The organism is Mycobacterium sp. 1245805.9 (assembly GCF_001672915.1).
Lineage (GTDB): Bacteria > Actinomycetota > Actinomycetes > Mycobacteriales > Mycobacteriaceae > Mycobacterium.
Genome location: NZ_LZKR01000080.1, coordinates 1 through 20,850 on the forward strand (window position 1 = coordinate 1; position 20,850 = coordinate 20,850).

Here is a 20,850-nt window from a genome sequence, read left to right on the forward strand (position 1 = left end):
GCCTCGGCGAGTGAGTCGGGCGGCTCGGATCGAAACGCCATCGCACGCTAACCCCCACCCAACAACAACTAGCGGGCTTCCAGCGTCGCAGCCGAGCTGAACCAGCCTGGCGCATAAGGAATTTCGTTTCGGATGCTGCGCTCCGTGCGGATTGTCCCAGAGTTCGATAGCGCATACGCTATCGAACTCGTAACTCACATTGCGCCTGTCGGTCGTGTCGTCAGGCACTTGCGGTGAGCGGTTGGTATGCCAGCCTGACGACGCCGGACGGGTAGGTCACCGTCGAGAGCAGCTGCATCCGAACCGGCGGGCTGCCCTCCTGGAATGCCCGCGTTCCCTCGCCCCATACCCAGGGGAACACCCAGAACCGCACCTCGTCGACCAAACCCAAACGCGCAAGGTCATAAGCCAATTCGCCGCAGCCGTAGACGATTAGGTCGCCGGAGTGGCGGGCCTTCGCGGCGCGCACATCAGCCGCCAGCTCGGTGCCGAGGAGCTGCGAGTTCCACTTCAGCGGCCCGCTCAACGTCCGTGAGGCGACGTACTTCGGCATCGGATTGATCAGCTCGGCATAGCCACCGCTCGAGTCCGGCCAAAATTCGGAGAGGCCCTCGTATGTCTTGCGGCCGAGAACGAGCGCATCGGCGGCACGCAATTGGGCGATGCCGTCCGAGTCCCCATCGGGCTCGAACCAGCCCTCCAACGGATCGATGACCAGATCAACCGTCGTACACGCCGAAACGATCAGCCGTCCCATGACTCCTCCTCAGTGCTCGGAGGTACAGACTCGGCCGGACCGCAGAACTCATCGACTTCGGTGCGTCATCCGGCGACGGGCGCCGGCCTGATCTCCACGCCCGGCGGTTCGCGCAGCCACGCCGTGGAAACCGTCGACCAGTCCCCGACGCCGACATAGGAGCCGAACCGGGTCGTCGAGATCTTGGGATACGCCAGCAGCAGTCCCGCCGCTGACAGGTGTACGGCATCCCAAGATTCCGCGATCGCCGGCCAGTCCGGATACTTACGGCCGTCAGCCGTGGCGGTGTTCGCGTCGATCAGGTCGGCCCAATCACGGACCGAATCGATCTGTGCCACGCGAGCACGGGCGAGATCGAAATGCACTTCCCAGCACGGCATTTCGCGACGCAGGTTCTCGCCGCAGAGGGTCCACGTGTCCTCGTCCTCCGTGATCGGCGTCGACGTCCAGAATGCGCCGGCTGGCAACGCGCTCAACGGTTTCCGATTGCCGATCCTCGGTGCACGCAACTCGTCGATCGTGCCCTGATGGATCTGCGGCGAGCCGAACGTGTTCAGTCCCGTGAGGGCTCGCAGGCCCGCGGCGTCGTAGCTGCGCAGCTCCGCATCGTCCACGTCGAGGTACGCGACCTCGAGATAGCGATCGGAGTAGAGATAACCGCTGACGGCCCAGGTCGCGGCCCGGATCAGCGTCTTGGGTACGGCGAGGCCGCCAAATCTCCGCATGTCCTGGATGAACAGCCGCCCCGGGAAAGTATCCAGCAGCGACTCGCGAGCGCTCACCCGGCTACTTGGGCCCGATCAGCGCGAAGGCCTGCCTGGCGACCTGCAGCATCCAGCCGGTGACCCGGGGGCCGTGATCGCGGGGCCAGTTGAGCTGAAAGCTCACCACCCACGGCTGCTGGTTCTTGTCGACGGCGTACCAGCTGAACGTCAGATCACCGGGCAGCCCACCGGCTTTCGCGCCGATATACGGCCAGATGTTGCGGTCCAGCTGGATGCCGGCCACCGCCGAAAGGATCTGCCTGACCGGCGCGGCCGGGCCGACCGCGTCGGCTTGCAGCGCCACGTGCACTCGGCAGATATCCTCGGCGCTGCCGTACCACTCCGCGCCGTAGGCCGAGGCGGGGGTGTGGGCATGGGCCGGATCCGGTTGGTAGGGAGTCGAATCCGCCTGCGCCAACAGCTGGGCGCGCACCTGCTTGGAGCCCTGCTTCCACTGGTCGCGCAGATCCGGTTTGCCCCAGCCGACGGAGAACAGCTCATACATCGTGGGGAACGGCGTCATGCTGGCCGGGTCGTGATGCCTCGCGGTGGCGAGCGCCTCCTCGATGGCGTGCGTTCCCAACCTTCCGATCAGTAGGTCGGTGGCCATGTTGTCGCTGGTGGCGATCATCTTCTCGGCGGCCGTGCGAACCGAAACATGCGCCCCCACCGGCAATTCCAGCCCCGACGAGCCGACCGCCCGGCTCTTCTCGGTGACCGTGAGCTGATCGTCCCAGGACACCGTGCCGCTTTGGACGGCGCCGGCGACCGCGTGCAGCACGTACAACTTGAAAATCGATGCCAGCGGCAGTGATTCGCCGGTGTTGGTGCCGGCCACCGGGTCGCAGTGGCCGTTATCCACCTTGGCGGCCTGGTAGGAATAGCGGGCGCCCGTCTTGCTCAGCACGGCGTCGACGTCGCGCCAGGAGTTGATCTTCGGCGGCTGCGTGTCGACGTCGAACCGGTCGACCCGGCCCTCGTCGTCGGTGTGTATCCGAATGTCTTGGCGCGCGCCATACGACGTGACCAGGTGCAAGGTGGCGACGCTGGCGCCGAGGTCGACGGCGTCGAGGGTGAAGGGGCGATCCCACCAGAGCCCCTCCATGGTGGTCTCGACCGACTCGACCTTCTCGGGCGCGGCCAGGGTGCCGACCCCGACCGGGCCGATCGGCCAGTCCGAGTTCAGCATGTCCAACGTCTGCTGCGCGCGGATGCCGGGAGGCGTCCGGGTGTCGATCTGCCGGCCCGGGTTCGCCGCATTCGCCTGCGGGGAGGGAGAGGGGGCGCAACCCGGCGCCAGGGTCACCACCAGCGCCGCCGCGGCGCCGAACGCCGCCGCGCGGCGCCGAGCCGATCGGTCGCTAATTACCCTGCTTGCTGCCGGCAACGTCCATCACGACCTCGAATTCCAGCAACGATGCCCCGGTCGCCACCGGGTTGGCCCGCTCGCCGGCATGCGCCTCGATGGCGGGACCCTTCGCCCAGGCCTGGAAGGCGTCTTCGGACTCCCAATGCGTCACCACGAAGTAGCGGTTCTCGCCCTTGATCGGGCGCAGCAACTGGAAGCCGAGGAAACCGGGCTGGTTGTCCACCGCGTGCGCGCGGTGGGCGAACCGCTTCTCCAGCTCGGGGCCGGCGTCTGCGGGCACCTCGATTGCATTGATCTTCACCACTTGCGGCATTTCGCTAGGCTACCGTGCCGCCCGCCTCAACCGACTCCCGGGCGGGCCACGCAAGATGGTGATATGCCCAGCGACCTGTTGACCTGCCGCGGCGGCCGGGGCGAGCCGTTGGTGCTGGTGCACGGCCTGATGGGCCGCGGCACCACCTGGTCGCGCCAGCTGCCATGGCTCACGCGATTGGGCACCGTCTACACCTACGACGCCCCCTGGCACCGCGGCCGCGACGTCGACGACCCCCACCCGATCAGCACCGAACGCTTCGTCGCCGATCTGGCCGACGCGGTCGGTGCCCTGGGAACGCCGGCCAGGATGGTCGGGCATTCGATGGGGGCCCTGCACTCGTGGTGCCTCGCCGCGGAGCGCCCGGACCTGGTTTCGGCGCTGGTTATCGAGGACATGGCGCCGGACTTCCGGGGCCGCACCACCGGGCCGTGGGAGCCCTGGCTGCATGCCCTGCCGGTCGAATTCGACTCTGCCGAGCAAGTATTCGAGGAGTTCGGGCCCGTCGCCGGGCAGTATTTCCTGGACGCGTTCGACCGCACCGAACGCGGCTGGCGGCTGCACGGGCACACCCCGCGCTGGATCGAGATCGCGGCCGAATGGGGCACCCGGGACTACTGGGCGCAGTGGGCCGCCGTGCGAGCGCCGGCGCTGCTGATCGAGGCCGGCAACTCCGTGACGCCGCCGGGACAGATGCGCGCGATGGCCGAAACATCTTCGCCCACAACGTATCTGCACGTTCCACAGGCCGGTCACCTGGTCCACGACGAGGCGCCGCAGGCGTACCGCGAGGCCGTGGAGTCGTTTCTGGCGGTCAGCGCCGGCCGGTGATCCCGCGCGCGGTGCGCAGCGCCACCGCCATGAGCGTGTTGGTCGGATTCTGGCAGCCCGACGTGACGAACACGCTGCCGTCGGCGACAAAAACGTTGTCCATCTGGTGCATTCGCCCGTTCGGGTCGACGACGCTGGTCGCCGGGGACACGCCCATCTGCATCCCGCCCATCACGTGCTTGGTGTTCGGCGGGGTGCCGCCGCCCAGCTTTCGCTCCAGCCCGTCCGGGACGGCGGCGAACAGCTGCGCGCCGGCCGCCGCCATCATCGCGGTAATGGGCACCAGGTAGAACGTCTGCGCCACCGCCTCGTGCCTGCCCGGCGCCCAGGTCACCCGGGCCACCGGCTGGCCGTTGAGGTCCGTGACCGTCGGGTCGAGGGTGACGTTGTTGGTCAGGTACGGCAGGTCGGTCCCTATGAAATTCACGCCGGCGAGCCGGTCGCGCAGCAGCGACGCGCGCATCAGGTCCTTGAACGGGCTGCCGAACAGCTGCACCCCGGGCAGGAATCCGAGGATCTCCTGGTAGAACTTGCCCTCCGTGATCGGGTCCTGGCTGCCGCCCAGCTCGCACAGGCCGCCGCGGATGTAGGGCAGACCGGCCAGCTTCGCCGCGAACCGGGCCCCGGGGAAGTTGGGGTCGCAGAAATCCTCCATGCACTGCGTGATCGAGCGGCCGCGGTAGGCGTGCACTCGCTGATCGAGGTAGATGCCGAACCCGTCGACGAAATTGTGAAACATCAGCCGGGCGCCGATCCGTCCGCTGACGTCGGGCAGGCCGGACAGCAACGCCAGGCGTGCGGTCTCGATCGCCGACGCGGCCAGCACCACCAGGTCCGCACTCTCTCCGCCGGGGTTGCCCCGCGGGTCGAGGTAGGAGACGCCGGTGGCCCGCCGGCCGCTGAAATTGACTTTGGTGACGGTGGTTTCGGGATGTAACTGCGCCCGGCCGGTCCGCAGCGCCAGGCGCAGGGGCGCGAGCGCGCCCACCCGGGCCGAGATCGGGCAGCCGTAGTTGCTGCAGAACCCGCAGTTGTTGCACGCCGGGCGGCCGTCGTATTCGACCGAATTGATCGCGGTCGGGAACGGATACGGATGCAGCCCGATGCGCTTGGCCCCCTTGGCGATCAGCGTCGACGAGCGCTGCTGCGGCCCGGGCGGCATCGGGTATTGCCGCGAGCGCGGCGCGTGCTTCAACGAGAGGGCGGGAATCGTCCCGACGTCACCCTGCGTCCCGATCAGCACCTCGATCAGGTCGTAGTACGGGGCGATCTCGCTGTATTCAAACGGCCAGTCCTGCACGTCCGCGCCGGGTTGCGGGCCGAGCATCGACAACCCCTTGAAGTCGATGTCCCAGAACCGCGGCACCTTCGCGTCCCAGTGCACGGTTCCGCCGCCGACGGTCACCGGGAGTTCGTTGACCGGGCCGACGTAGCCCGCGGCCTGGGAGGCGTTGTGCCGGTAGGTGCGCGGGTAGGCGAGCGGGTCCGGCTGCTCGAAGTAGCGGTACAGCGACTTGAGTTCGTCGTTGGCAAACGTCGTCCCCAGCGGACCGGTGCCCTCCAGGTTGGTGAAGTAGTTCGACCCCTTCTCGAATATCACGACGTCCCAACCATTCTCGGCGAGCTCCATCGCCACCGTGGACCCGCCGGCGCCGGAGCCGACGATGACCGCCTTAGGCACTCACGCCGCCCCTTCCGCCCAATTTGGCGATCACCTGTTCCCAACCCCCGCGGCGCAGGCGGTTGATGATGTCGCTGAGCACGATCACGTCCCACTGAACCGCCTCCACCTCGGCGGGGGTGTATCCGCGCGGTTGGGAGTCCCCGGGGTACTTGATGTCCTTCCAGCCGACCAGGTTCGCGTTGCCGCCGTACTCGGGGACGCTGTACATCGCCTCGATGGCGTGACCGAACAGCACTCCGGCGAACGTCGCCGCGGGACCGTGGGCCAGGATGAGATCCTGCTTCACCCCCGGGATCGCGGTGAAGTCACCGCCGGCCTGCTGGTCGAGTAACGCTATGCCGCTGGTGTATTGGTCGCGCAGCTGCGTCAGGCGCTGCTGCCACGCGTAGGCCTGGGCGCGGTTGAGCGGCACGAAGGTCGCCATGTAGTCCTGCGAACCGCCAGCGCGGTTGCTCCACGGGCCGCCGGCGTGCACGTCGGCGGGGGCGACGTCGAAGACCGACAGCATCCGGTCCAGGTAGTTGACGACGTCCGCCTCGTGCGCTCCCGGACCGAACTCGACCGGGCAGTCCTGGGGGCCCGGGATCAGGCGGCGGGTGGCGGCGTCGAGCACCGCGGCCTGGTGCGCCGTCAGGAATCGGTAGCCCGGGTCGGCCGAAGCGGCGGGCACAGCGCCCCGCACGGCGGCGGCCAGCGGCAGCAGGCTCAGGCCGCCGAGTACCGTGCGCCGGGACACCGGCGGCAAGCGGGATCCCTGGCCGGCCTCCTCGCTGGGCACATCGGCAGGGTATGACGCAGATATGAGTCTTCCGTGGAACGAGCGCCGGACGGCGTGTCGGGTTGCGCGGCAACGGGCAATTGCGATAACGGCGCGACGAAAGTCGTTGTGGCGGTGCGCCCGCCCCGGCTACTCCTCGCCGGCCAGAGCGAACCGGCCGTCGAGAGTCCGGGTCACCAGCCCGTCGGCGAGCAGCGAATCCAGGGCCCGGTCGCGCTGCTGCGTATCGGTCAACCAGGCCACGTCCAGCTCCGCCCGTGTGACGGGAGAGTCCTTGGCGCGCAACACGTCCAGCAGCCTCCCACGCACCTGGCGATCGGTCCCCGCATAGGTCTGCACGCGCCGCGCCGGCCCTTCGGCGGCGGGATAGCCGGCGCGCCGCCACGCGCACTCGCGAAGCGGGCACAACCCGCAGCGGGGGGCCCGCGCGGTACATACGATCGCGCCCAATTCCATCAGCGCCACCGAAAACGTCGGCGCCCGTTCGTCATCGGGCAACAGCGCCGAGACGTCCGCGTGGTCGCGCGTGGCGGACGGGGCGCCCGCGTCGGCCAGGCCGTGCACGGCGCGGGCGATCACCCGCCGCACGTTGGTGTCGACCACCGGCACCGGCTGGCGGTAGGCGAAGCACGCGACGGCGCGCGCGGTGTAGCTGCCGACGCCGGGCAGCGTCAGCAGCACCTCGATGTCGTCGGGGACCACGTCGCCGTGGTCGCGCGCGATGACGGTGGCGCACTCGTGCAAGTTCTTGGCGCGCCGCGGGTAGCCGAGCTTGCCCCACGCGCGCACCACGTCGGCCGCACTGGCCGCGGCGGTCGCCGACGCGGTGGGCCAGCGCCGCACCCAGTCTGGCCAGATTGGCAGCACTCGGGCGACGGGCGTCTGCTGCAGCATGAACTCGCTGACCAGGATCTGCCACGCGCTGACATCCGGTTCCCGCCAGGGCAACTCACGGCGGGACCGGTCGTACCAATCGATGAGCTCACTCGGGCTGACGTTCATGTGCGTGTGCGGCATGATATGGGCCATGCCGAACACCAGCCCGATAACCGCGTGGAAAGCACTCAAAGAGGGTAACGAGCGATTCGTTGCCGGCAAGCCGCAGCATCCCAGCCAAAGCGTCGATCACCGGGCCAGCCTGGCCGCCGGGCAGAGCCCGACCGCGATCATCTTCGGCTGTGCGGACAGCCGGGTGGCCGCCGAGCTCATCTTCGACCAGGGTCTCGGTGACGTGTTCGTGGTTCGCACCGCCGGGCAGGCCATCGACTCGGCCGTGCTGGGCTCGATCGAGTACGGGGTGACGGCCCTCAACGTGCCGCTCATCGTCGTTCTCGGTCACAGCAGCTGCGGCGCCGTCAAGGCAACGATCAGCGCGATCGACGAAGGCGCGATACCGGGTGGCTTCGTGCGCGACGTGGTGGAACGAGTCACCCCGTCGATCCTGGCGGGCCGTCGCGAGGGCCTGACCCGCGTCGACGAGTTCGAGGAACGGCATGTGAAAGAGACGCTGCGGCAACTCGTGGCGCGCTCCTCGGCCATAGCCGAGCGGGTGGAGGCAGGGACGCTGGCGCTGGCCGGGGTCACCTACCAGCTCGCCGAAGGGAAGGCGGAATTGGCCGACCACGTCGGCGACATCGGCGAGTAGCCGCCGACTTTCGCGCCCCCGGCGCTCAGTGTGCGGTGGCGGTCGAGTGGCCCGGCGTGTCGTCACCCTGGTCGCACACGCAAAGCCCAGGGTGCACACTGAGGGCCCACAGCCGCCCGATTTCGCGGGCCCACTAGCACGGCGGTCGGCCAGCAAACATCGCGACACGCCGGGCCGGATATAACAAATCGGCGTGACCTGGGCCTACGGTGTGATCGTGCTGGATCTGGAACCGCGTGGCCCGCTACCCACCGAGATCTATTGGCGGCGCAGGGGCCTGGCCCTGGGCATCGCGGTGGTCGTGATCGGGGTCGTGGTCGCCACGATCATCGCCTTCATGAGCCACAGCACCGCCGCCAAACCCGCCACGGTGGGCAAGCCCAACACCGCCGAAAGCAAGCCGGCCGCGCCCCCGGCCCCCCCGCCGCCCCCGGCGGGCCAGGAGGGCGTCACCCCGGTGGCGCCGCCGGGGCAGAACCCCGAGTCGCCCACGCCCACCGCCGCGGTGCAGCCGCCGCCGGTGCTGAAGGAGGGCGATGACTGCCCCGATTCGACGCTGGCCGTCAAGGGCCTGACCAACGCGCCCCAGTACTTCGTCGGAGACCAGCCGAAGTTCACCATGGTCGTCACCAACATCGGCCTGGTTTCCTGCAAGCGCGACGTCGGGGCCGCGGTGCTGGCGGCCTACGTCTACTCGCTGGACAACAAGCGGCTGTGGTCGAACCTCGACTGCGCGCCGTCCAACGAGACCCTGGTGAAGACCTTCACGCCGGGCGAGCAGGTGACGACGGCGGTGACGTGGACCGGCATGGGGTCGGCGCCGCACTGCCCGTTGCCGCGGCCGGCGATCGGGCCGGGCACCTACAACCTCGTCGTGCAGCTGGGCAACCTGCGCTCGATGCCGTTGCCGTTCATCCTGAATCAGCCGCCCCCGCCGCCGGGGCCGGTGCCCGGCCAGCCGGGTCAGCCCGCGCTCGCGCCGCCGCCGGAAGGACCGCCGGGGGTCGCCCCGGGCCCGTCTCCCGCCGGCTGACCGAGCTCAGGTGAGTGGGTCGGCGATCGTCGACTCCGCCAGTTGGGACAACCCTTCCCGCACGTGGCGGGCCCACATCGTGCCGATGCCGTCGACCGATTGCAGGTCGTTGGCGCTGGCCGCCAGCAGGCCCTGCAGCGTTCCGAAGGTCCGGACCAACAGGTCGGCGTGGGCGAACTGTAGCCGCGGGATCCCGGCCATCGCGCGGTAGCCGCGTGGGCTCAGCGCCGAGTCCTGCGCCTCGGTCGTCGTCGGGTAGCCGAAAACCTTTGCCAGCGAGGTGAAGTCGAGCAGTTCGGTATCCGACAGGGCGTCCAGTTCGTCCAGCGTCGCAGTCATCTGCGCCTCGGACAGCGGCTCGGGGCTGGCGTGGTAGTCGCGCACGATCAGCTCGCGGGCGAGGTCATTGCCGCCCAACAGCTCCTCGAGCTGCAGCCGCAACTGCCGCCCGTCGGTGCCGAGCTCGACGCAGTCGTAGTCGATCACCAGGCCGATGCGCCGCACCAACTCGAGCCGCTGCACCACCGTCATCACGTCGCGCAGGGTGACGAAGTCCTCGATCTCCATCCGCGACAGCTGCCTGCTGACCTCGTCGAGCCGGGTCTTGTACCGCTCCAGCGTCGCGATCGCCTGGTTGGCCCGCGACAGGATGGTCGCCGAATCGGCCACCACGTGGCGCTCGCCGTCGACGTAGACGGTGACGATGTTCATCGAGTGGCTGACCGAGATCACCGGGTAGCCGGTCTGGATCGCGGCCCGCTCCGCCGAGCGGTGCCGAGTTCCCGACTCGTCGGTCGGTATCGACGGGTCCGGCACCAGCTGCACGTTGGCCCGGACGATCCGGCTGCCGTCGGTGGACAGCACGACGGCGCCGTCCATCTTGGAAAGCTCGCGGAGCCGCGTCGGCGCGTACCGGACGTCGAGGGCGAAGCCGCCGTCGCAGATGGCCTCGACGTTCTCGTCGTTGCCCAGCACGATCAGCGCCCCGGTGCGGCCGCGCAGGATGCGCTCCAGGCCGTCGCGCAGCCCGGTGCCCGGCGCCAGGCGGGCGACGGTCTCACGCAGTGTCGGACGGGTCACAGCGTGTCATTCTGCGGCCCCACTGCGTTATGCGTCCAGCCATTGCCGCGCTCGGCGATGGCTTTCATGTGTCGCAGCGCCGCGTCGATGGTCGGTGCCCGCAGCGCTCGCATCCCGTCCGGCACGATCTCGCGGCGGGGATCGTCGCCGTCGGGGATCAGAGCGATGCTGAACCCCTGACGCACGGCCTCACCCAGCCGTCGTTCCATGCCGCTGACCCGCCGCAGGTCGCCCGCCAGCCCCACCTCGCCGATCATCACCGCCGTCGTCGGCAACGGCAGACCGGAGTACGCCGAGGCCAGCGCCATCGCGACGGCCAGGTCCGACGACGGGTCGGTCAACCGCATGCCGCCCACGGTGGACAGGTAGATGTCATTCACGGCGACGGCCAGCCTGCCGTGCTTCTCCAGCACGGCGGTGATCATCGCGGCCCGGGAGTGGTCGATGCCGCTGACGGCGCGGCGCGGCGAGCCGCCGCCCGGCTTCGAAAAATTAGGGGCCAGTAGCGCCTGGACCTCGCCGATCAGCGGTCGCTTGCCGTCCAGCGTCACCGTGATCGCGGTGCCGGCGACCGGCGCCGGCCGCTGATCCAGGAACAGGTGCGACGGGTCGGAGACGCCCTCGATTCCGTTGTCGTGCAGGGTGAAGCACCCGACCTCGTCGGCCGCGCCGAACCGGTTCTTGATGCCGCGGACCATCCGAAGCGTGCCGTTGCGGTCGCCCTCGAAGTGCAGCACCACGTCGACGAGGTGTTCCAGGGAGCGCGGCCCGGCGATGGCCCCGTCCTTGGTGACGTGGCCGACCAGGATCATCGCGACGCCGTTGGCCTTGGCGGCCGCCGTGAGCGCCGCGGTCACCGCGCGCACCTGCGTGACGCCGCCGGGGACGCCGTCGGCCTCGGTGGTGGACATGGTCTGCACCGAGTCCACGATCACCAGCGCGGGCCGGACCGTGGCGATGTGTTCGAGCACCGTGTACACGTCGGACTCGGCGGCCAGGTACACCTCGTCCCCGCCGCAGTCGATCCGGTCGGCGCGCAGCCGGATCTGGCCGGCGGACTCCTCACCCGAGATGTACAGCGCCCGCCGGCCCGACTGGGCCCAGCGGTGGGCGACCTTGAGCAACAACGTCGACTTGCCCACGCCGGGATCGCCGGCCAGCAGGGTGACCGAGCCGGGCACCACGCCGCCCCCGAGCACGCGGTCGAGCTCTCCTATGCCCGTCGAGCGGTGTTGGCTGGCGGTCGGCTCGATGGAGCTGATCGGAACGGCACGCGAAGCCGCCCCGGCGGGACGCCGGGCCCGCCCACCCACCGCGGCGAGCGCGGGCACCTCGTCGACGGTGCCCCAGGTGCCGCATTCCAGGCAACGCCCCACCCACTTGGCGGTGACGTGTTGGCATTCCGAGCAGCGGTATTGGGAGCGCGCATGGGCCACGTCATGACGGTATCGGGCTCGTGTGACAAGCCCGGGTAGGACAAGCCGGGTCAGGCCGAGTCAGGCGGGTTGGGCGCCCACTCCGGCCGAAATCGGGACCAGCAAGGTGGCCGGCCCGGCTTTCTCGAAGTTGAAGGTGAAGCTGTAGGTCAGGCCGTTGCTGATGGGCTTGGCCAGCGCCACCGTCGCCCTGACCGCGTTGTTGGCCTCGATCGGGCCCGGCGCCACCTTCGGGCCGTCGGGTGTGCCGATGAACAGCATCCCGCCGGCGGGCAGCCGGCCGTCGCCGCCGATCGTGACGGCGCCGACGTCGCTGGTGATGCTGACCAACCGGTCGGGGACGTCGGGCGACTGGTTCACCGCGACCGCCACCAGATCCACCGTCTTCCCCGGCTGCAGGAAGTCGCCGGTCTGGACGGCTTGCATGCGGACGTCGCGCAGCGCCACGTTGTTGACGGTGACCTTGTTGCCGTTGACCGCCGGTTCCTGGGTGGCCATCTGGGAGATCTGACCGGCTCCGCAACCGCTGAGCAGGGCGGCGACCAGGGCGACCAGACCGACGACGGCGAAGCGGTTCACTCAAAGCCTCCTGCTCGGCTGACCCACCATGTCAGTGGTTCGACTATGCAACTATGCACAGTAGTAGGAACGTCTTCGCGGCGGTAGCGCAGGGCACCGGACCAGCGCGGCAGGGCCTGGCAGGGGTGCCTGATCGGGCCCGATCGGGACCGGCGTAGTGTGACCCCTTGCACGTCCCGCTCCGCCTGTCAACCCCTAATCCGCCCGTGTTGTGCCCCTGACCTGCACCGTTGTTCCGCACGCCTAGGGCCGCCGTGCTAGCATGAAGTAACGAAAGGGGCTCGAATCAGATGATCTTCAAGGTCGGCGACACCGTTGTCTATCCACACCACGGTGCTGCGTTAGTCGAGGCGATCGAAACCCGGACCATCAAAGGGGAGCAAAAAGAGTATCTCGTCTTGAAAGTGGCGCAGGGTGACCTGACCGTTCGAGTACCCGCCGAAAACGCCGAGTACGTCGGTGTTCGCGATGTCGTCGGCCAGGAGGGCCTGGACAAGGTCTTCCAGGTTTTGCGCGCTCCGCACACCGAAGAGCCCACCAACTGGTCCCGCCGTTACAAGGCCAACCTCGAGAAGCTCGCCTCCGGCGACGTCAACAAGGTGGCCGAGGTGGTGCGCGACCTGTGGCGCCGCGACCAGGAGCGCGGTCTGTCCGCCGGCGAGAAGCGCATGCTGGCCAAGGCCCGCCAGATCCTGGTCGGTGAGCTGGCGCTAGCCGAGAGCACCGACGACGCCAAGGCGGAGACCATCCTCGACGAGGTTCTGGCCGCCGCTTCCTGAAGGCCCTGACGCTCTGGTGGCCGACAAGACCGGCGTCCCGGGCAAAGTAGTTGCGATTGTCCCGGCCGCGGGGTCGGGTCAGCGGCTGGCCGCCGGCATCCCGAAAGCATTCTGTGAGCTCGACGGGCGCACCCTGCTGGAGTTCGCCGTCACCGGGCTACTGAATTCCGGCGCCGTCGACCACGTCGTGGTGGCCGCGCCCGCCGACCGCATCGAACAGGCGGGGCAGCTGCTGGATGACCGGGCCACCGTCGTCGCCGGCGGCGGCGACCGCACCGAGTCGGTGCGCCTGGCGCTGTCCGCCCTGCCCGCGTCTCCGGAATTCGTCCTCGTGCACGACGCCGCCCGGGAGCTGACGCCGCCCGGGCTGATCGTGCGGGTGGTCGAGGCGCTGCGGTCCGGCCACGCGGCCGTCGTGCCCGCGCTGCCGCTGTCTGACACCATCAAGGCCGTGGATGCCAACGGGGTGGTCCTGGGCACGCCGGAGCGGGCCGGCCTGCGCGCCGTGCAGACGCCGCAGGGCTTCGCCACCGACCTGCTGCTGCGCGCCTACGAGCGCGCGGGGACCGCGGATTTCACCGACGACGCGTCGCTGGTCGAACACGTCGGCGGCCAGGTACAGGTGGTCGACGGCGACCCGCTCGCCTTCAAGATCACCACCCGGCTGGATCTGTTGCTGGCCCAAACGGTCGTGCGGCGGTGACCGAGCTGCCGCGGGTCGGCGTGGGCACCGACGTGCACCCGATCGAACCCGGGCGGCCGTGCTGGCTGCTGGGGCTGCTGTTTCCCGACGACGACGGCTGCGCCGGCCACTCCGACGGCGACGTGGGCGCCCACGCGCTGTGCGACGCGCTGTTGTCGGCGACCGGGTTGGGCGACGTCGGCGCGGTGTTCGGCGTCGACGATCCGCGCGTCAAGGGCATCACCGGCGCCGACATGCTGCGGCACGTCGTCGCGCTCGTCTCTCGTCAGGGCTACCGGGTCGGCAACGCCGCCGTGCAGGTGATCGGCAACCGCCCCAAGGTGGGCCCGCGGCGCGCCGAGGCGCAGGAGGTCCTGTCGCGCCTGGTGGGCGCCCCGGTCTCGGTATCGGCGACCACCACCGACGGGCTGGGTCTGACGGGGCGCGGCGAAGGGTTGGCCGCGATCGCGACCGCGCTCGTCGTGCGCAATCGGGTGAGCGTCCTGTAGGCCACGCGCCGCAATAGGCCCGGTAAGCTGGCACGTCGTGACCGATCGCCCCCACTTGCGGCTACACGACACGGCAGCCGGTGCCGTGCGTGATTTCGTTCCGCTGCGCGAGGGGCACGTCTCCATCTACCTCTGCGGCGCCACGGTCCAGGGCCAGCCGCACATCGGGCACGTCCGCAGCGGGGTGGCCTTCGACATCCTGCGCCGCTGGCTGATCGCCCGGGGCTACGACGTCGCGTTCATCCGCAACGTGACCGACATCGAGGACAAGATCCTGGCCAAGGCCGCCGCGGCCGGCCGGCCGTGGTGGGAGTGGGCGGCCACCTACGAGCGGGCCTTCACCGCCGCCTACGACGCCCTGGACGTCATGCCGCCGTCGGCGGAGCCGCGGGCCACCGGGCACATCACCCAGATGGTCGAATTAATGGAACGCCTGATCGAAACCGGCCACGCGTACGCGGCGGACGGCGACGTGTACTTCGACGTGCTCAGCTACCCGGAGTACGGCGCGCTGTCCGGGCACAGGGTCGACGACGTCCACCAGGGCGAGGGCGTGGCGACCGGCAAGCGCGACCAGCGCGACTTCACCCTGTGGAAGGGCGAGAAGCCCGGCGAGCCGTCGTGGCCGTCGCCGTGGGGCCGCGGGCGTCCCGGCTGGCACCTGGAGTGCTCGGCGATGGCGCGCACCTACCTCGGGCCGGAATTCGACATCCACTGCGGCGGGATGGACCTCGTCTTCCCGCACCACGAGAACGAGATCGCGCAGAGCCGCGCCGCCGGGGACGGCTTCGCCCGCTACTGGCTGCACAACGGCTGGGTGACCCTGGGCGGCGAGAAGATGAGCAAATCGCTGGGCAACGTGCTGGCCATACCAGCGATGTTGCAGCGCGTGCGCCCGGCCGAACTGCGCTACTACCTGGGCAGCGCCCACTACCGGTCGATGCTGGAATTCTCCGAAACCGCCCTGCAGGACGCGGTGAAAGCCTATGTGGGAGTGGAAGAGTTCCTGCACCGAGTCCGCAGCCGCGTCGGTGCCGTCGAACCGGGCGAGTGGACGCCGAAGTTCGCCGCGGCCCTCGACGACGACCTCGCGGTGCCGATCGCGCTGGCCGAGGTGCACCACGCCCGCGCCGAAGGCAACCGGGCGCTGGAGTCCGGCGACCACGAGGGCGCGCTGAAGCACGCGGGCGCCATCCGCGCGATGATGGGCATCCTGGGCTGCGACCCCCTCGACGAACGCTGGGAGACCCGCGACGAGACGTCGGCCGCCCTGGCCGCCGTTGACGTGCTGGTGCAGGCCGAGATCGAAAACCGGGAAAAGGCTCGCCAGCAACGCAATTGGGCGCTCGCCGACGAGATCCGGGATCGGCTCAAGAACGCCGGCATCGAGGTCACCGACACCGCCGACGGCCCGCAGTGGGAACTGCAGGGCGGTCCAGATAAGTGACAGTCAAGTAGATGGCCGGCAACTCGCGGCGCCGCGGGGCGGTACGCAAATCCGGCACCAAGAAGGGCCCTACCGTCGGCTCGGGCGGCCAGCGTCGCCGCGGGCTGGAGGGCCGCGGTCCCACCCCGCCGGCGCACCTGCGCCCCAACCACCCCGCGGCAAGGCGCGCTCAGTCCCCGCCGCGTCGGCCCGCCAAGCGCACCGACGAGACCGAAACGGTGTTGGGCCGCAACCCGGTGCTGGAGTGCCTGCGCGCCGGCGTCCCCGCGACCGCGCTCTATGTCGCGTTGGGCACCGAGGCCGACGAGCGGCTCACCGAATCGGTGTCCCGCGCAGCGGATTTAGGTATCGCGATCCTCGAGGTGCCGCGCACCGACCTGGACCGGATGACCACGAATCACCTGCATCAGGGCATCGCGCTGCAGGTGCCGCCCTACGACTACGCCCACCCCGACGACCTGCTCGCGGCCGCTCGTGATGCCCCGCCGGCATTGCTGGTGGCGCTGGATAACATCTCCGATCCCCGCAACCTCGGCGCCATCGTGCGGTCCGTGGCCGCGTTTGGCGGCCACGGCGTGCTGATTCCGCAGCGCCGATCGGCCTCGGTCACGGCGGTGGCCTGGCGCACCAGCGCCGGCGCGGCGGCCCGGCTGCGGGTGGCGCGAGCCCCGAATCTGACTCGGGCGCTTAAGAATTGGGCCGACGGCGGGTTGCGCGTCATCGGGCTGGACGCCGACGGCGACACCACGCTCGACGACCTCGACGGCACCGACCCGCTGGTAGTGGTCGTCGGCTCGGAGGGCAAGGGCCTGTCGCGGCTGGTGCGGCAGACCTGCGATCAGGTTGTCTCGATCCCCATGGCGGGGCGGACCGAATCGCTGAACGCCTCGGTGGCCGCCGGGGTGGTGCTCGCCGAAATCGCGCGCCAGCGCAGGGGCTGAGTTCTCTGGCCGATGGTGCTAGTAGCAGCAACACCGAGCGTGAAGCCACTGCGAAAATCTGCGCGGAATCTCGCAGCAGTTTCACGCTCGGCGTTGGCCATCCTGCTGGTGCTGGCTGTGCTCCTCGCGCCGCCGGTGGCGGCGCAACCACCCGAGTTCGACCTGCAGGCCCACCGCGGCGGGCGCGGCGAGACGACCGAGGAATCGCTGCGGGCGTTCGCCAAGTCGCTCGAACTCGGGGTCAGCACACTGGAACTCGACATCGTCCTGTCCAAGGACAGCCAGCCGCTGGTGTGGCACGACCCGACGATCCAGTCGGACAAATGCTCCGACACGGCGCCGGCATTCGCCGGCGACGCTGCCTACCCGTACGTCGGAAGGCTGGTGCACGAGCTCACCCTGGTGCAGATCCGCACGCTCGATTGCGGCAAGCGGCTCGCCGAGTTCCCCGACGCGGAGGTGGTGCGCGGCAACAAGATCGCGACGCTGCCTGAGGTTTTCGCGCTGGCCGACTCGTATCGGGCCGACGTGCGCTACAACGTCGAAACCAAGGTGGAGGCCGACCACCCGGGATCGTCGGCCGAACCGCAGGAATTCGTCGACGTGATACTGGCCGTCGTCCGGTCGGCGGCTAAGACCGATCGCGTGGAGATTCAGAGCTTCGACTGGCGGACGCTGCCCATGGTGCGCTGGGCCGAGCCGTCAATCCCGTTGGTGGCCTTGTACAACGAGGAGACGTGGGCGCCGGGTTCGCCGTGGCTGAACGGGATCGACGCCACCGCCGTCGGCGACCCGATGGTCGGCGCGCTGATGGTCGGCGCCAATGCCGTCTCGCCCAGGTATGCGCTCGTCTCCGGCAGGCCCTACGTCGACCACGCGCATTCCTTGGGGCTCAGGGTGATTCCGTGGACCATCAACGACGCCGACGCCATGCGCGAGCAGATCGGATACGGCGTCGACGGCATCATCACCGACTTCCCGACTCGGGCGCGCGGCGTAATGGCCGGGCTTGGGATGCCGCTGCCGCCGGCGTACCACCGGGGTTAATCAGGGCATTTCCCTGGCCCACTCGATATGGCCTTCGAAGCCAAGCGAATTCGCCATCTCCCGGTAGCGATCCCTCAAGTCCGCGTAAGCAGCGGCGTCGTCGCGAGCCCGTGCCAGCAGGGCGCGCAGTCGCAGCAGCAGGATGTCGCGCGTAGCCAAACCGACATCAGTTGGCGCCGTTGCCAACCGTTCGATTGCCGCCTCCGCTTCCCACAGGTCAACGTGCGCACCGCGCTCCAGCAGTGTCTCCACCAGAACACCTGTGGCAACGACGCCCCATGCCAGCAGTTGGCCCCGACGGACCAGATGGTCGACGGCATCGCGCATCAGCGGTATCGCGGCATCGAGCTCTCCACGCCGAGCCTTCTCACGCGCCAAAAGCACATCAACGAGCGGCAATTCGGCGATATGGTGTTGGTCGCGCAGGAAAACCTCGCGGACGTCCGCAAGGATCTGCTGTCCGCGGTCACGCTCCTGGCCTGTCTGCCGGTGCACCATCGCGGCGCCCAGTGTTACCTGCGCGTGGGCCAGCGCGAAATCGTCGGCGGATCGCTCGGTACTGTGTAGTGCATCCTCGATCTCGCGGATCGCGGAATCGTCTGGCCTCAGCACGCCGGTCAGTATTGCCACGCCGCATGCATAGGTGACGGCGGCGGCGTAGATGAGGGGATCGGCTCTACGCGCCATGGCGATGCCTTGCCTTAGGTCGTCGCGCCATCCGGGACGACCAAGGCAATAACGACCAATGGCCCGCGTCGTGAGCGCGAGCGGCAACGGAGATCCGGAAATCAAGTTGCCCTTAGACGGGTCTCCATCTGCCAGATCGATGACTCTTTGCGACCACCGCAGCATGTCAGAAAAGTTGCCACTTTCCATCTTGGAGTAGATCGGCGCGATGGACAGCCCGACTGTCAAGTCGGGATCGCCGATCGACTCGATGAGCGCCCAGGCTTCCGATGCCAGCTGCGAGGCCTCAAGCACCCGGCCCTGATACGCATGATCAGCCACCAGCCCTGCGGTGGCGATCGCCAGTGACGCCTTATCGTCGGCGGCGGTGCACAACTGCCGCAATTCCTCGAATCGTGCGCCTGGAATATCTACGTGGACGCGAAAGGCGGTCCCGCACAGCATGGTGCGCGGGGCGATGCGCATCGCGGCGTGGTTAGGGTCATCGGCGGGTAATGCGTCCGCAATTTTCGTGGCGCGGTCCCAACTCAGCCGCGCCGCGCTGATGTCGCGGTTGGTCGCCCATGTCGCGGCGCGCATGTGCCAGCCGTAGGCGGCGTGCAGATCACCGGCGGCCTCCAGGTGTTCGGCGATCAGCGCCGCGTTCTGATCGGCCGCTGCCGGTTCCTCAGCTTCGATCGCGGCGGCGAGCCGTCGGTGCAGTCGGGCGCGATCGGATTTCAGCTGCGATTCGTAGGCCACCGTGCGGATCAACGGATGGCGAAACGCGTACTCCGCGCGCGGGTTGAACCGCACCTGATCGACGAGTTCCGCCGCGATCAACTGGTCGACGATCGGCTCCACCTTGAGGGTGGCTAGCAGTTCATGGTTGAAGCGGGCCCCGATGACCGCCGCGGCGGCAAGCGTGTGCTTGGCCGCCGGGCCGAGGCGGTCGATGCGGGCGGCGATGGTCGCCTGTAGGGTGGCCGGCACGCTGACATCACCCACATCGGCGCGGCACGTGTAGCTGCCCCGCTCGCCGAGAAGCACGCCACGTTGGGCGAGCTCGCGGGTGATCTCCTCGGCGAAAAAGGGATTTCCCGCCGCACGCCCCGCGATCATCCGGCCGATCTGGGCGACCGATTGATCGGGGCCCAACAGCTGAGCGATCAATGCCGAAGTTTGCGCATCGCTCAGTGGCGCCAGCGCGATGGTCTGCGCGCCGGTGAGATGCGATAGCGCTCCGCGATATTCGGGGCGATAGGTGATGACGACCAGCGAGGAGGTCTGGGGGGTTAGGGCGAGAAAGTCGGCGAGCATGGATTCACTGGCATCGTCGATCCAATGCGCATCCTCTACGACGAACACCGCCGGCTCGTCGCGGGCGAGGTGAGCGGTGTTGATCAGCGCGGTCAACCGCCTTCGTCGCGCATCGGGGTCGATCTTGGGCAACTCGACATTGGGATCGGCGATGCCGACCAAGTCATCAAGGAGTACCAAGTCCTGTGGATCGGCGTCCGGAAATTGCGCGCGAGCTTGTGCCCGTGCGTCTTGATCTTCGAGACCGCCCAGCCGGCCGGTCGCGCGTAGCAAGCGCGCCACCACATGAAATGGGATGTCGGCGGCATGCGACTCACAGTAGGTGGAAAACACCTCGATGCCACGGCTTTTCGCTAACCGAGCCACTTCGGCGGTCAGCCGGGTCTTGCCGATGCCGGGAGGGCCCACCACGCCGACCACACACCCATGGCCGGCCATCGACCGATCCATTATCGCGGCGAGCGCACCCAGTTCCCACTCGCGGCCAACCAATGTCGACTCCGAGACAGCGGCCCGTTGGGCGGCAACGCTCAGCAGCTGCCGCGCGGGCACCGGCTGATCGGCGCCTTTGATACGCACCAGCTCTGGCTCGCCGAGCACCGCGGCGCCCTCGACCAGCCGTGCGGTCGAATCGCTGAGCATCACGCCGCCCGGCGGCGCGACCGACTCCATCCGCTGAGCCATGCCCACCTGTTCACCGATGGCGGTGTAACCCAGTGCGGTAGAACCGATCTCACCGGCGATCACCTGACCGGAGTTGAGGCCCACCCGCAGCTGGAGGTCGACACCGTCGCGGCCCGCCACATCGGCCGTGAGGTGGGTGACCTCTTCCTGAATGCCCAGCGCCGCCAGGCAGGCGCGGACAGCGTGGTCTTCCAATGCCACCGGTGCGCCGAACACGGCCATGATGCCGTCGCCGGTGAACTTGTCCACCGTGCCGCTGAAGCGCTGCACCACGGTCGCAGCACGCGTCACGAGCTCGGTCATGATCTCGCGCAACCGTTCCGCACCTACCGCGGCGGCGATGTCCATCGAGTGCACGACGTCGGCGAACAACACCGTGACTTGCTTGTACTCTGCCGGCGTGCTCGGTACTGCGGTCGGCGAGCCGCACTCGTCGCAGAATTTCGCGCTCGGCCGCAGTTCGGCGGCGCACCTCGGGCATGCCAACGCGGCCGTCATGCGCCTTA

20 protein-coding genes are annotated in these 20,850 nt (G+C 69.0%); 9 read left to right on the top strand and 11 right to left on the bottom strand.

The genetic code is table 11. The features are described 5' to 3' along the window. Positions 1-220 precede the first annotated feature (220 nt). The 4 genes from A9X00_RS12115 to mhuD form a co-directional block, all read right to left on the bottom strand. Positions 221-757, bottom strand: coding sequence for a dihydrofolate reductase family protein (locus A9X00_RS12115; RefSeq protein WP_067153215.1), 537 nt, complete (start codon positions 755-757; stop codon positions 221-223). 65 nt (positions 758-822) lie between these two features. Next, positions 823-1,539 (bottom strand): hypothetical protein, encoded by a 717-nt coding sequence (locus A9X00_RS12120; RefSeq protein ID WP_067153217.1) that lies wholly within the window; start codon positions 1,537-1,539, stop codon positions 823-825. Between the two features lie 4 nt (positions 1,540-1,543). Continuing rightward, positions 1,544-2,908: a serine hydrolase gene (locus A9X00_RS12125; RefSeq protein WP_067153219.1), complete on the bottom strand. Its 1,365-nt coding sequence runs from the start codon at positions 2,906-2,908 to the stop codon at positions 1,544-1,546. Continuing rightward, positions 2,883-3,203 carry a mycobilin-forming heme oxygenase MhuD gene (gene mhuD / locus A9X00_RS12130; protein ID WP_067153222.1) on the bottom strand — a complete coding sequence of 107 codons (321 nt, stop codon included), beginning with the start codon at positions 3,201-3,203 and terminating at the stop codon, positions 2,883-2,885. Before mhuD ends, A9X00_RS12125 begins: the two co-directional genes overlap by 26 nt. Positions 3,204-3,266: 63 nt before the next feature. Between mhuD and A9X00_RS12135 the strand changes: the two genes are divergently transcribed. Next, a complete protein-coding gene (locus A9X00_RS12135) occupies positions 3,267-4,034 on the top strand; it encodes an alpha/beta fold hydrolase (protein WP_067153224.1) in 768 nt (255 codons plus the stop codon). On the opposite strand, the gene A9X00_RS12140 is transcribed toward A9X00_RS12135, so the two are convergent. From A9X00_RS12140 to A9X00_RS12150, 3 genes are all read right to left on the bottom strand, one after another. Then, on the bottom strand, positions 4,018-5,715 hold the full coding sequence (locus A9X00_RS12140; RefSeq protein WP_067153226.1) for a GMC oxidoreductase: 1,698 nt from the start codon (positions 5,713-5,715) through the stop codon (positions 4,018-4,020). The genes A9X00_RS12135 and A9X00_RS12140 overlap by 17 nt on opposite strands. Continuing rightward, positions 5,708-6,496, bottom strand: a complete 789-nt coding sequence (locus tag A9X00_RS12145) for a gluconate 2-dehydrogenase subunit 3 family protein (RefSeq protein WP_067153228.1) — start codon at positions 6,494-6,496, stop codon at positions 5,708-5,710. The genes A9X00_RS12140 and A9X00_RS12145 overlap by 8 nt, the downstream gene beginning before the upstream one ends. A 129-nt stretch (positions 6,497-6,625) precedes the next feature. After that, the gene (locus A9X00_RS12150; protein WP_067153230.1) at positions 6,626-7,525 is read right to left on the bottom strand and encodes an A/G-specific adenine glycosylase; all 900 of its coding nucleotides are present in this window, start codon (positions 7,523-7,525) and stop codon (positions 6,626-6,628) included. On the opposite strand from A9X00_RS12150, the gene A9X00_RS12155 reads away from it, so the two are divergent. Next, positions 7,524-8,141: a carbonic anhydrase gene (locus tag A9X00_RS12155; protein WP_067153232.1), complete on the top strand. Its 618-nt coding sequence runs from the start codon at positions 7,524-7,526 to the stop codon at positions 8,139-8,141. The two genes, A9X00_RS12150 and A9X00_RS12155, sit on opposite strands and share 2 nt — an antisense overlap. A 217-nt stretch (positions 8,142-8,358) precedes the next feature. Further along, on the top strand, positions 8,359-9,174 hold the full coding sequence (locus tag A9X00_RS12160) for a hypothetical protein (RefSeq protein ID WP_156772050.1): 816 nt from the start codon (positions 8,359-8,361) through the stop codon (positions 9,172-9,174). Positions 9,175-9,180: 6 nt separating this feature from the next. On the opposite strand, the gene disA is transcribed toward A9X00_RS12160, so the two are convergent. From disA to A9X00_RS12175, 3 genes are read right to left on the bottom strand one after another with little or no spacing between them, the layout of a single operon-like run. Continuing rightward, complete coding sequence (gene disA, locus A9X00_RS12165) at positions 9,181-10,254, bottom strand: DNA integrity scanning diadenylate cyclase DisA (protein WP_067153236.1); 1,074 nt, start codon at positions 10,252-10,254, stop codon at positions 9,181-9,183. Next, complete coding sequence (radA, locus tag A9X00_RS12170; protein ID WP_067153238.1) at positions 10,251-11,690, bottom strand: DNA repair protein RadA; 1,440 nt, start codon at positions 11,688-11,690, stop codon at positions 10,251-10,253. The genes disA and radA overlap by 4 nt, the downstream gene beginning before the upstream one ends. A gap of 60 nt (positions 11,691-11,750) precedes the next feature. Further along, complete coding sequence (locus A9X00_RS12175) at positions 11,751-12,269, bottom strand: hypothetical protein (RefSeq protein WP_067153240.1); 519 nt, start codon at positions 12,267-12,269, stop codon at positions 11,751-11,753. 290 nt (positions 12,270-12,559) lie between these two features. Here A9X00_RS12175 and carD point away from each other — a divergent pair, with 290 nt between their 5' ends. From carD to A9X00_RS12205, 6 genes are all read left to right on the top strand, one after another. Beyond that, positions 12,560-13,048: an RNA polymerase-binding transcription factor CarD gene (carD, locus tag A9X00_RS12180; RefSeq protein ID WP_003419482.1), complete on the top strand. Its 489-nt coding sequence runs from the start codon at positions 12,560-12,562 to the stop codon at positions 13,046-13,048. Between the two features lie 16 nt (positions 13,049-13,064). Beyond that, positions 13,065-13,751: a 2-C-methyl-D-erythritol 4-phosphate cytidylyltransferase gene (gene ispD, locus A9X00_RS12185; protein WP_067153242.1), complete on the top strand. Its 687-nt coding sequence runs from the start codon at positions 13,065-13,067 to the stop codon at positions 13,749-13,751. Beyond that, a complete protein-coding gene (gene ispF, locus A9X00_RS12190) occupies positions 13,748-14,239 on the top strand; it encodes a 2-C-methyl-D-erythritol 2,4-cyclodiphosphate synthase (RefSeq protein ID WP_067153244.1) in 492 nt (163 codons plus the stop codon). Before ispD ends, ispF begins: the two co-directional genes overlap by 4 nt. Positions 14,240-14,276: 37 nt before the next feature. Continuing rightward, on the top strand, positions 14,277-15,686 hold the full coding sequence (gene cysS, locus A9X00_RS12195) for a cysteine--tRNA ligase (protein ID WP_067153246.1): 1,410 nt from the start codon (positions 14,277-14,279) through the stop codon (positions 15,684-15,686). Between the two features lie 11 nt (positions 15,687-15,697). Beyond that, positions 15,698-16,627: a 23S rRNA (guanosine(2251)-2'-O)-methyltransferase RlmB gene (rlmB, locus tag A9X00_RS12200; protein ID WP_067153248.1), complete on the top strand. Its 930-nt coding sequence runs from the start codon at positions 15,698-15,700 to the stop codon at positions 16,625-16,627. Positions 16,628-16,726: 99 nt separating this feature from the next. Then, complete coding sequence (locus tag A9X00_RS12205; RefSeq protein WP_067153279.1) at positions 16,727-17,674, top strand: glycerophosphodiester phosphodiesterase; 948 nt, start codon at positions 16,727-16,729, stop codon at positions 17,672-17,674. Here the strand turns inward: A9X00_RS12205 and A9X00_RS12210 are convergent, their stop codons facing one another. Then, positions 17,675-20,842 (bottom strand): adenylate/guanylate cyclase domain-containing protein, encoded by a 3,168-nt coding sequence (locus tag A9X00_RS12210; RefSeq protein WP_067153281.1) that lies wholly within the window; start codon positions 20,840-20,842, stop codon positions 17,675-17,677. It abuts the gene before it with no gap. Positions 20,843-20,850: the final 8 nt, after the last annotated feature.

Coding starts and splice junctions, on each gene's coding strand:
- A9X00_RS12115 (WP_067153215.1), bottom strand. CDS start 757: ATGGGACGGCTGATCGTTTCGGCGTGTACGACGGTTGATCTGGTCATC.
- mhuD (WP_067153222.1), bottom strand. CDS start 3,203: ATGCCGCAAGTGGTGAAGATCAATGCAATCGAGGTGCCCGCAGACGCC.
- A9X00_RS12135 (WP_067153224.1), top strand. CDS start 3,267: ATGCCCAGCGACCTGTTGACCTGCCGCGGCGGCCGGGGCGAGCCGTTG.
- A9X00_RS12155 (WP_067153232.1), top strand. CDS start 7,524: ATGCCGAACACCAGCCCGATAACCGCGTGGAAAGCACTCAAAGAGGGT.
- A9X00_RS12150 (WP_067153230.1), bottom strand. CDS start 7,525: ATGGCCCATATCATGCCGCACACGCACATGAACGTCAGCCCGAGTGAG.
- carD (WP_003419482.1), top strand. CDS start 12,560: ATGATCTTCAAGGTCGGCGACACCGTTGTCTATCCACACCACGGTGCT.
- rlmB (WP_067153248.1), top strand. CDS start 15,698: ATGGCCGGCAACTCGCGGCGCCGCGGGGCGGTACGCAAATCCGGCACC.
- A9X00_RS12210 (WP_067153281.1), bottom strand. CDS start 20,842: ATGACGGCCGCGTTGGCATGCCCGAGGTGCGCCGCCGAACTGCGGCCG.